The organism is Flavobacterium xylosi, assembly GCF_042787345.1.
GTDB lineage: Bacteria > Bacteroidota > Bacteroidia > Flavobacteriales > Flavobacteriaceae > Flavobacterium > Flavobacterium xylosi.
Map to the genome: position 1 here is coordinate 1 of NZ_JBHZPZ010000031.1, position 12476 is coordinate 12476.

Annotated in this window: 3 protein-coding genes; all 3 read right to left on the bottom strand. The window is 38.9% G+C overall.

Going from position 1 to position 12476, the window contains the following annotated elements; genetic code table 11:
* Positions 1-1763 (bottom strand): hypothetical protein (locus ACFX5E_RS16075; protein ID WP_379856182.1); only part of this gene is annotated, 1763 nt, incomplete at its 3' end.
* Between the two features lie 734 nt (positions 1764-2497).
* Positions 2498-7234 (bottom strand): T9SS type A sorting domain-containing protein, encoded by a 4737-nt coding sequence (locus tag ACFX5E_RS16080; RefSeq protein WP_379856184.1) that lies wholly within the window; start codon positions 7232-7234, stop codon positions 2498-2500.
* 1348 nt (positions 7235-8582) lie between these two features.
* Positions 8583-12476, bottom strand: a 3894-nt coding sequence (locus ACFX5E_RS16085; protein WP_379856185.1) for a T9SS type A sorting domain-containing protein, incomplete at its 5' end; no start/stop codon positions are given.

A 12476-nucleotide genomic window follows, 5' to 3' on the forward strand; every position in this document is an offset into this window, starting at 1 on the left:
AATTTCGCATATACTGTTTTGTTGCCCGATACGTATGCATTGGCAGGTGAAATCAGATTAGAGAAAACTCCTGCGTTATAAGTTTCATACCATCCTAATACTGATACAGTAGTTGATCCACCAACTACTGTAGTATTCTTGGATGTTAAATCAAAACTGGCTGTAATGCCACCTGCAGCTGAGGAACAAAGTGTTTGGCTTGTATTGGTTCCCGCTGGTGTTGTATTTACTGTAAGAAGATTATTGGCTACACCAATGCAACCTCCGGTTCCACTCAATTTCGCATATACTGTTTTGTTGCCCGATACGTATGCATTGGCAGGTGAAATCAGATTAGAGAAAACTCCTGCGTTATAAGTTTCATACCATCCTAATACTGATACAGTAGTTGATGCACCAACTACTGTAGTATTCTTGGATGTTAAATCAAAACTAGCGGTAATGCCACCTGCAGCTGAGGAACAAAGTGTTTGGCTTGTATTTGTTCCCGCTGGTGTCGGATTAATAGTAACAGTAGCTGAATCGGGAAGTGATCGACAAGTTCCAACTCCTCCAATACCTTTACCTATAACTACAACACTATATATACCTGCAACTGTTGGGCTAAAACTAGAAGCATTGCCTGGATTAGCGCTTGTTGCCGGAACTGTCCATTCATATTGTAACGGCTCAATTCCTCCACTAGGTACGGCTGTTAGTACTCCTAGAATATCATCTTGACATTTAGTAATATCGGCAACAGTAACTGAAGGTCTAACATTAAAAGCTCCAGAGGTAAAATCTTCTAAAACTGAGTTTACAGGATTGGAAGATCTTGTCTCCACTAAAAAGGAAGAGAAACAAGGATTAGTATTTGAAAGTGTTGTAAGATCAATAAAACCTTCAAAAAAAGTAATTGCTGGCATAAGATTAGCAACAACATTTTTTGATTGATGCAGCCAAGGAGTAGTCTCTGCATTAGCATTTACAGTGGCTGCAAGGGTTGTCTCACTTGTATTAATTTTAATAAGGGGTCCACCGTTACCAGGAACATTTCCGTTTCCATCGCCAACCCATTGATATGCGACGATATTACCCACTGCTCCACCATTGGATATATCCGCAACCACCAATATATCCCCAACGGCATGTTCTCCTGAGAATCTTCCTCCTGCAATAGGGTCTACAACATCCTGAAAAAACCAAAAACCAATGGTTGTAGTCCCATCTGCAGAATATCTATTCCCAAAAAAATAAATTTTGGATCCAATAAGAATTGCGCCTGCCTCCTGAATATTAGTTTTATCGCTTGAACTACCATCTGCTGTTTTCCATTGCCAACTTTGCGAAGCATTAGGACCATTTATGCGTAAATGATCTTTTGTACCACCACCTGAATAAATAGAATCAGGGGCATTCCCGTCATAAATTATTCCAGTTGAAATACTGCCTGATGGAAGCCCACTCTTTTTAAAAACATTTTCCCAATCTAATTTACCATCAGCATTACTAACATTACCATCCATAAATCCATAGGGATGCTGTGCCTGCATTTGGGAAGGTATAAGAAAAACAAAAATGATAAACAGCGCTTGTGAACCAAATTTGAATTGATCTTTTTTAGTGAGCAGTCCTAAGCTGATCGATTTTGATAAATTATCAATTGGATTTCTCTCATTATATTTAAAAAAACCTGATTTAGAATTTATGTTTTTCGGTGTTATCCAACAATTAATTTTGCTCGATAAAAATTCAAAAAACTTCAGAAGTGTAATCTTTTCCATGATAGTAAAGTTTTAATACCATACTTGTTAAATAGCAGGAAACTAGCAGACTGGGATCTGAAAACTTTTAGAAAAAACAAACCACCTTCATAAAAAATATGAAGTACACCATCATCAAAAGCATATTTTATTTTGGGGGAATAAACAAACTTTTATTACCAAATTGGGTCTTTAAGGAAACTAAAAAAACCTAATTTTTAAATTAAAAAGTTAGAATAACAAAAACAGAAAGCTTACGTTTTGAGAGCCAAAACTTGCTATAGCAATACATCTTCATAAACAATCTTATGAAGTACATCATCATTAAAAGAATATAACATTGTGGGGAGCAATATCGAAATTTCTTTATTCACCGTCAAGCCATTTTTAGAAAAAAATAACTCCAAATTCTATTCATTTATTTGCTAAATTAAAGTTAATCAATGGTTTAAAAACGACAATTTTAATACATTTAAATCCGATTAAAAACAAATATATCGGATGAAATACCCGCTAATTAAGAAAATTACTATAACAGAAAAGCATTAAAAACAAACATTTTTTTATGTTAAATTATTGATTTACAGTATTTTAATACAATTTAAAAAACACAATTTTATTTTAAACCACATAATTCAGCATTAAAAAAAACATCATCAAAAAAGAATAAAAAAAACCTCGAAAATTTTCACTTTCGAGGTTTAATTTTATAGATTAATCCTATTTATTTTTAGGATTAAATGGTTATTAAAAATCTATTTTGAAGACATCACTTTTTTCACACTACTTCCTCGATTCGTAGTTACTTTCACAACATAAACTTGCTCTTGTCCTCTATTCATTTTAAGGTTTAAAGCAACTTCTTTGTTTAAATAACTATTCGTATCTTCTTTGGTAAGTACTATTCTTCCAGTTGCATTGACTACTTCAATTTTAACATCTGAAACATAATCAAATTTATATTGAATTGTCAAGACATCTTTGAATGGAACAGGATACGCATCAAAACCTGCTATTTCCATTTTACTGGTAGTTGTTGGTGCGAAAGTAGTTCCACATACTAATGGTTGAATATTATACCCTACGAATATTCTACATTCATCAAAAGCATTGTTGATTAAATCTACTGCACTTGCTATTTGTGAAAGTGTAAGACCATTGGTTGAACCTCCACCTAAAGCTTGGTTTGCTAAATTATACAATCCTTGAACGGTAGCATTAGCTCCTAAAGCGGTTACAATGTTACTAGGAATAGTGTAATATTTATATTCATTATTCACTGTTCCATCAAGATTACAAGAGCGTGTTTTTGGAATATCTGATCCACAACCACCTACTGGCATGGCGATAGCGAAAGTTCCCGCTTGCAATGCAAAATTACCAAGAGCACCATTTATACCTATGTTAAGACCTAAGGTGATGGTTTGAGACAATAAAGTGTTATTGATTCTTCCATTTTTCAAATAAGAAGATGGCAATTCACAGATATTGTAAGCACCCGATAGTTTGTAACCTCCACCACCACCAGGTAAAACATCAATAACACAAGATGCAGAACTTATGGAAACAGTATTACTTCCAGATCCAACAATCATTGTGCCTCCATAATAATCCAAAGCTCTTTCGATAATGGCTATGGTAGTGTATTTATTAGAAAAACCACCCTCGTCATCCGGAGCACATGACATGCCTCCTAGATTACCATAAGCACCTTGTGTATAGGTACATAAAGCTTTTACGCAGATTTGAACAGTTACCAAAGAAAAATCGGTAGCGGTACAGCCGTTGGCCGGATTGGTAACGGTTAAAGTATAGGTACCTGCTGCATCAACTGTTGGTGTAGCTGTTGTTGCTCCGGAAACAATGTTTCCACCATTGCTGGCAACCCAAGAGAAAGTAGCTCCCGCTGTTGTGGAAGAACCCGATAGAATTACAGTAGTTGTACTGCATAATATCTGAGCATCGGCTCCTGCATTTGCGTTAGGTGCTGTATTGTTTAGAGTTACCAAAGCTATGTCTGTAGCTGTACAGCCGTTGGCTGGATTGGTAACGGTTAACGTGTAGGTACCTGCTGCATTAACGGTTGGTGTAGCTGTTGTTCCTCCGGAAACGATATTTCCTCCATTGCTGGCAGCCCAAGAGAAAGTAGCTCCCGCTGTTGTGGAAGATCCGCTTAAGGCAATTGAAGTAACAGTACAAGTCAACACCTTATCAGCTCCTGCATTAACATTAGGTGCTGTATTGTTAAGAGTTACCAAAGCTATGTCTGTAGCTGTACAGCCGTTGGCTGGATTAGTAACGGTTAAAGTATACGTACCTGCCGCATTAACGGTTGGCGTAGCTGTTGTTCCTCCGGAAACGATATTTCCTCCATTGCTGGCAGCCCAAGAGAATGTAGCGCCTGCTGTTGATGAAGATCCGCTTAAAGCGATTGAAGTTACAGTACAAGTCAACACTTTATCAGCTCCTGCGTTAGCATTAGGCGCTGTATTGTTAAGAGTCACCAATGCTACATCGGTAGCGGTACAGCCGTTGGCCGGATTGGTAACGGTTAACGTATAGGTACCTGCCCCATTAACGGTTGGTGTAGCTGTTGTTCCTCCGGAAACGATATTTCCTCCATTGCTGGCAGCCCAAGAGTAAGTAGCTCCCGCTGTTGTGGAAGATCCGCTTAAGGCAATTGAAGTAACAGTACAGCTCAACACTTTGTCGGCTCCTGCGTTCACATTAGGTAATGAACTGTCTAAAGTTACCAAAGCTATATCGGTAGCGGTACAACCGTTGGCTGGATTGGTAACGGTTAAAGTATATGTACCTGCCGCATTAACGGTTGGAGTAGCTGTTGTTCCTCCGGAAACGATATTTCCTCCATTACTGGCAGCCCAAGAGTAAGTAGCTCCCGCTATTGTGGAAGATCCGCTTAAGGCAATTGAAGTAACAGTACAAGTCAACACTTTATCAGCTCCTGCATTAGCATTAGGTGCTGTATTGTTTAGCGTAACCAATGCTACATCGGTAGCAGTACAGCCATTGGCCGGATCGGTAACGGTTAACGTATACGTACCTGCTGCATTAACGGTTGGTGTAGCTGTTGTTTCTCCGGAAACGATATTTCCTCCATTGCTGGCAGCCCAAGAGAAAGTAGCTCCTGCTGTTGAGGATGATCCGCTTAAGGCAATTGAAGTAACAGTACAAGTCAACACTTTATCAGCTCCTGCATTAGCATTAGGTGCTGTATTGTTAAGGGTAACCAATGCTACATCGGTAGCGGTACAGCCGTTGGCTGGATTGGTAACGGTTAAAGTATACGTACCTGCGGCATTAACGGTTGGCGTAGATGTTGTTCCTCCGGAAACGATATTTCCTCCATTGCTGGCAGCCCAAGAGTAAGTAGCTCCCGCTGTTGTGGAAGATCCGCTTAAGGCAATTGAAGTAACAGTACAAGTCAATACTTTATCAGTTCCTGCATTAGCATTAGGTGCTGTATTGTTAAGGGTAACCAATGCTATATCGGTAGCGGTACAGCCATTAGCTGGATTGGTAACGGTTAACGTATATGTACCTGCAGCATTAACTGTTGGCGTAGCTGTTGTTCCTCCGGAAACGATATTTCCTCCATTGCTGGCAGCCCAAGAGAAAGTAGCTCCCGCTGTTGTGGAAGATCCGCTTAAGGCAATTGAAGTAACAGTACAGGTTAACACTTTATCAGCTCCTGCATTAGCATTAGGCGCTATATTGTTAAGGGTAACCAATGCTATATCGGTAGCAGTACAGCCATTGGCCGGATCAGTAACGGTTAACGTATAGGTACCTGCAGCATTAACTATTGGCGTAGCGCTTGTTGCTCCGGAAACGATAAATCCTCCATTGCTGGCAACCCAAGAGAAAGTCGCTCCTGCTGTTGAGGATGAGCCACTCAAGGCAATTGAAGTAGTGGTACAATTCAACACTTTGTCGGCTCCTGCATTAGCATTAGGTGCTGTATTATTTAATGTTACTAAGGCCACATCAGTTCCTAAACACAATGGATTAGATGGAATGGAAACACTTAAGGTATAGGTACCCGCCATATCAACAATCGGTGTAGCTGTATTAGCTCCCGAAACGATGCGACCGCCATTACTGGCAACCCATGAGAATGTTGCACCTGCTGTGGTAGAAGACCCGCTTAAAGCAAGTGAAGTTGTGGTACAGGTCAACACTTTGTCAGCACCTGCATTCGCATTGGGAGTCAAATCCAAATTTAATTGTATGGGCGCTGATGGAAAATCTTTCAATTCAGATTGAGATGAACTTCCTGAAGACCGTGTTCTGATAAACACTGTACTTAAGACGAAACATGGATTTTGATTCTGGCTTGTTAAGAATACTTGAGTAAGATTGATTGCACCTTCAGCAAATTGATTGGGAGCATATATCCCCGGATTCACTCCAAAAACATCAAAAGGCACCGGGGTATAAGAGTCGTTATTGGTAATAAAGATTTGATCTGGAAAAGAAGTATTGGGGATAACAACATATTCATAAACCCCACCTACTAATGACCATTTTCGAATCACAACGGTAGCATCACCACCTCCTTGTGTAAATTCAATAGTAACTAAAATATCACCTGGTGTTCGTCCACCCGTTGAAGCGGGTGCGCCAGTAACAAATCCACCACTACCACCGGTAATTGGTGCCACATTACTAAAGGGATCAGGGGGGCCATAAACAGCACCTGTGATTGTTAAGGGTGCTTGTAAAAACTCGAAATCAATGTAACTACTTCCATTGATTGTCTGACGGTCACCAGCAAAAAGGCACCACAAATCCGTTGAAGATCCAGCTACACCACCAGGAGTGACAAAGTTTATTCCGTCAGTACTTCTCCCTCCTATTTTACCCGGATCACCATAACTAAAATGAACTCCACAATTTTGGATTTCATTTTTGGGCGGTGAACTTCCAGCTCCCCAAGTATAAGTACCAGGATTATCATTTATTTTATTGGAAGAAGTAAAGATGGTTGGATCATTTTGATAAGGATCCTTTAACTGATAGGTTACAGGAATTGATTGAGCACCTGTTAGACTGGGTTTGTAAAAAACTTCACCAGTAAGAGGATTAATCAAACCATGCCCCGCTATAGTGGGATGAAGATTGTCAAACAAGTCTCCTGTACCAATATACAGAGAATTAGTAAAATCAGGTGTATGAGCAAATGCATCGCCATCCACTCCAGAACCGGTAAGGGGATATTGTACGGGAACAACACCTTTAATATTTTGAGCCGTAACCGTATAACCCATCATCATAATTGCCCCCAACATAAGGGACATGCGGAGCGATTTACGCCAACAATTAGGCCATAATCCTGATAAAAAATCAGTTGAACTTCTCTCATTAGATTTAGTAAAATCTAATTTAGAAAGGGTGTTTTTCGTTATAAAGCAATTAGTTATTTTGCTGGATAAAACATCGAAAAACTCTAAAATCGTATTCTTTTTCATAATAAAAGTATTTTAGCACCATACGTTAGATATAAAAGGAAGTTTACAGATTTGGGAAAGAAAAACTTAAAGAAACATAATCCATCTTCATATAAATGATGAAGTCACCGTCATTAGGATTGTTTTTATCAGTACAATAAAAACAAGATCTCTTTTACTAAACCAAAATCAATTTGTTGAAAAATTTGTACTATTAATTTGAATCAATTAACATTAAAAAACAATAATTAGAATGAAACTGGAAGCTTACATTTTGGAGAAATGTAACTGTCAGAAAATAAGTCCTCTTCATCAAAAAAATGAAGTTAACCTTCATAAACAGGATATCATAAATGTGAAGAACCAAAGTTATATCCTAATATTTATTTTAAAGTTGCTTAACTGGAAACAACTTTATTATTTACTTATATTAAAATTAACCATTAAAATAAAAAGGGAAATAAAAACAAGATTATTCTCGATTAAATTCCATTTTAATCGACAAAGAACACCTAATATTAGGAAAATTAGTATGTAAATATAAATATTTTTATTTATAACTATTTGATTATTAGTGTATTACGTGTTAAAATTAGCGGTGAATTAAACACAAATTTTCTTACTTTCAATACTTTACTTTTTTATTAGAATTGTTGGATAAAAACGTGTCCTATTAGATAAATTTTATTCATTTAAAGTAGATTGTTTTTTTACTGATTTTGAAATATATTGGGTTCTAATTAAATGGAAAAGTAATCCTATTAAATTCTTTATATCCAAATTTAATCTAATAGATGGAGCTGTAAAAAAATACCCTAATAATCATAGTTAGATATAAAATAAAAATATGATGTTTATTTCATGAATTCTATCCACCTTTTTATATAATCTAAATAATAAGCCTTTAACTCATTACTGTACACTTTAGCTGCTATTTTAGGTCTTAAATCATATGATTATTACAATTGATTGTTTCATATATAAAATAAGTTTCATGCCCGATTATTTAAAACACATTTCCTTTTTAAAATAGTTTTTAAGAGCTATCGTGTGGACACAAAAATCGGACAGGATATTAAAAACGAATTTCACGAATTAATTCGTGAAAATTAGTAAAATTCATTTTTAACTTTTTAATATCAACTTAAAAAATAGTACTAATCTACTCAATCAGTGTTATTTGTGTTTTATTTTAAACTTGTTTCTAGACGTTAGGTTTGGGAGTGAATTTTAAAACTCAATATGCCAACAAAGTCTTTTTAAAAATTCAGCTTTAAACAAAAAAAACCTCGAAAGTAAAAACTTTCGAGGTTTAATCTTAAAATCTAATCCATCTCTATATTTTATAGGATTAGTTATCTATTTCAAATTATTTAGAAGACATTACTTTTTTAACGCTACTTCCTCTATCAGTAGTTACTTTGACAAGATAAACTTGCTCTTGACCTTGATATGTATGAAGGTGTAGCATAATTTCTTTGCCTAAATAACTATTAGTATCAGTTTTTGAAAGTACAGGCATTCCTTGTGAATTTAATACTTCAATTGTAACGTCAGATTGGTAATCAAAATCGTATCTGATGGTAAGAACATCTTTAAAAGGAACTGGATATGCTGTAAAACTAGCAGTCACAGTTGGTGCAGCTGGTTTAGCAAGCGGATCAGTTGGGTTACGTAAAGTAACCGTACCGCTTATAACACAGTTGTTCGCATCTTTCACTATCCAATTGTACACTCCCGCAGTTAAACTACCAAAGAAATTAGATGTTTGGTACGTAGTTCCACCATTGATGGAATACATGAATGCACCCGTTCCGCCAGAAGCGTTCAATGTGATTGAACCATCTTTTAAAGTTGCACAACAGGAAGGGTTAACCGCTGCTACAGATACCGCTAGTAATGTCGGACTTACTAAAGTAACAGTTCCTTTCAAGATACAATTATTGGCATCTTTTACCGCCCATTTGTAATCTCCAGCGGCGAGACCGCTAAATAAATTAGATGTTTGGTAAGTCGCTCCGTCATCTTTAGAATACATCAATATACCTGTTCCTCCTGTTGCTGTGATAGTAAACGAACCATCGGTTCCTCCACTACATTTAGGATTTACTGGTGTTGCTGATGCAACTATCACTGATGGATTGATTAAATTAACCGTTCCTTTCGAAATACAGCCATTGGCCTCTTTCACCGCCCATTTGTATTGTCCCGCAGCAAGTGCATTAAATACATTAGATGTTTGGTAAGAAACTCCATCATTTAAAGAGTACATAAATGGAGCTGTGCCTCCTGTAGCGTTCACGGTGATTGAACCATCGGCTCCACCGTTACATTTAGGATTCACAAGAGTTGCTGACACCTGTACAGCTGGCGGAGTGGTTAAGATAAATGTACCTTTCAATAAACAATCATTGGCATCTTTCACTCTCCATTTGTATTCACCAGCTGCAAGCCCTGTAAATACATTAGAAGCTTGATAAGTCACTCCTTGATCGATAGAGTACGTTAGTGTACCAGTTCCTCCCGTTGCGGTAATTGTGATTGAACCGTCGGTTCCACCATTACATTTAGGATTAATAAGGACTGCTGAGGCCACTATCAATGGTGGATTGGTTAAAGTAACCGTGCCTCCTGTAAAGATACATCCGTTAGCATCTTTTACAATCCAAGTATAGCTACCGGCGATAAGACCTGTATATACTTTTGGAGAGGTTTGTGACACGAAGCCTGCACCATTGAAATTCACCATATAAGGGCTTGTTCCACCGCTGAATGTTAGCGTAATTGAACCATCTGGTTCATTACAACATCTAGGATTTACTGGTGTTGCTGAAGCTACCAAAATGGTTGGTTGACCAACCACCTCAGAACCAGATTTCTCACATCCGTTGGCATCTTTTACAATCCAAGTGTAGCTACCGGCCACAAGACCTGCATATACTTTTGGAGAGGTTTGAGCCACGAAGCCTGCACCATTGAAGTTCACCATATAAGGACTGGTTCCGCCGCTGAATGTTACTGTAACTGAACCATCGGTTCCGCCGTTACATTTCACATCGGAATGCCCATCGGTCGCTAACAAAATGGTTGGTTGTGCGATAGTTTCTGAACCTGATTGCTCACATCCATTGGCATCTTTAACAACCCAAGTGTAAGTACCAGCCGTAAGACCTGTATACGCTTTTGGAGATGTTGCAGCCAAGAAGCCGCCGCCATTGAAGTTAACCATATATGGAGCTGTTCCGCCGCTGAATGTTACTGTAACTGAACCATCGGTTCCTCCGTTGCATTTCACATCTGCATGAGCATCTGTTGCCACCAAAATGGTTGGTTGTGCGATAGTTTCTGAACCTTGAACAATACATCCGTTGGCATCTTTTACAATCCAAGTGTAGCTGCCGGCCGCTAGACCTGCATATACTTTTGGAGAAGTTTGAGCCAAATAACCTGCACCATTGAAGTTCACCATATAAGGAGCTGTTCCGCCGCTGAATGTTACCGTAACTGAACCATCTGATCCACCATTACATTTCACATCAACATGAGCATCTGTTGCTACCAAAATTGTTGGTTGCGCAATCGTTTCTGAACCTGATTGCTCACATCCATTGGCATCTTTAACAACCCAAGTGTAAGTACCAGCCGTAAGACCTGTATACGCTTTTGGAGATGTTGCAGCCAAGAAGCCGCCGCCATTGAAGTTCACCATATAAGGAGCTGTTCCGCCGCTGAATGTTACTGTAACTGAACCATCGGTTCCGCCGTTACATTTCACATCAACATGAGCATCTGTTGCTACCAAAATTGTTGGTTGTGCGATCGTTTCTGAGCCTGATTGCTCACATCCATTGGCATCTTTAACAACCCAAGTGTAAGTACCAGCCGTAAGACCTGTAAACGCTTTTGGAGATGTTGCAGCCAAGAAGCCGCCGCCATTGAAGTTAACCATATAAGGACTGGTTCCGCCGCTGAATGTTACTGTAACTGAACCATCGGTTCCGCCGTTACATTTCACATCTGCATGAGCATCTGTTGCTACCAAAATGGTTGGTTGTGCGATCGTTTCTGAGCCTTGAACAATACATCCGTTGGCATCTTTTACAATCCAAGTGTAGCTACCGGCCGCTAGACCTGCATATACTTTTGGAGAAGTTTGAGCCAAATAACCCGCACCATTGAAGTTCACCATATAAGGAGCTGTTCCGCCGCTGAATGTTACCGTAATTGAACCATCTGATCCACCATTACATTTCACATCAACATGAGCATCTGTTGCTACCAAAATTGTTGGTTGCGCGATCGTTTCTGAACCTGATTGCTCACATCCATTGGCATCTTTAACAACCCAAGTGTAAGTACCAGCCGTAAGACCTGTATACGCTTTTGGAGATGTTGCAGCCAAGAAGCCGCCGCCATTGAAGTTCACCATATAAGGAGCTGTTCCGCCGCTGAATGTTACTGTAACTGAACCATCGGTTCCTCCGTTACATTTCACATCAACATGAGCATCTGTTGCTACCAAAATGGTTGGTTGTGCGATCGTTTCTGAGCCTGATTGCTCACATCCATTGGCATCTTTAACAACCCAAGTGTAAGTACCAGCCGTAAGACCTGTATACGCTTTTGGAGATGTTGCAGCCAAGAAGCCGCCGCCATTGAAGTTAACCATATAAGGAGCTGTTCCGCCGTTGAATGTTACTGTAACTGAACCATCGGTTCCTCCGTTGCATTTCACATCTGCATGAGCATCTGTTGCTACCAAAATGGTTGGTTGTGCGATAGTTTCTGAACCTTGAACAATACATCCGTTGGCATCTTTTACAATCCAAGTGTAGCTACCGGCGGTAAGACCTGCATATACTTTTGGAGAGGTTTGAGCCACGAAGCCTGTACCATTGAAGTTCACCATATAAGGACTGGTTCCTCCGCTGAACGTCACCGTTACTGAACCATCGGTTCCGCGGTTACATTTCACATCGGAATGCCCATCGGTTGCTACCAAAATGGTTGGTTGAGTTATAATAACTGTTCCTTTCAACACGCAATTATTGGCATCTTTTACCGCCCATAGATAGGTTCCAGCAGTTAATCCGCTGAAGACATTAGAGGCTTGGTAAGTTAATCCATCATTGGCTGAATACATCAAAGTTCCTGTTCCTCCTGTAGCAGTAATCGTGATTGAACCATCGGTTCCACCATTACATTTAGGACTTACAAGGACAGCTGATACAGCGATTGCGGTTGGTTGAGTGATCGTAACTGA

What these genes read in the sequence shown, in the direction of transcription:
- ACFX5E_RS16080 (WP_379856184.1), bottom strand. Translation starts at nt 7,234, where the DNA reads ATGAAAAAGAATACGATTTTAGAGTTTTTCGATGTTTTATCCAGCAAA.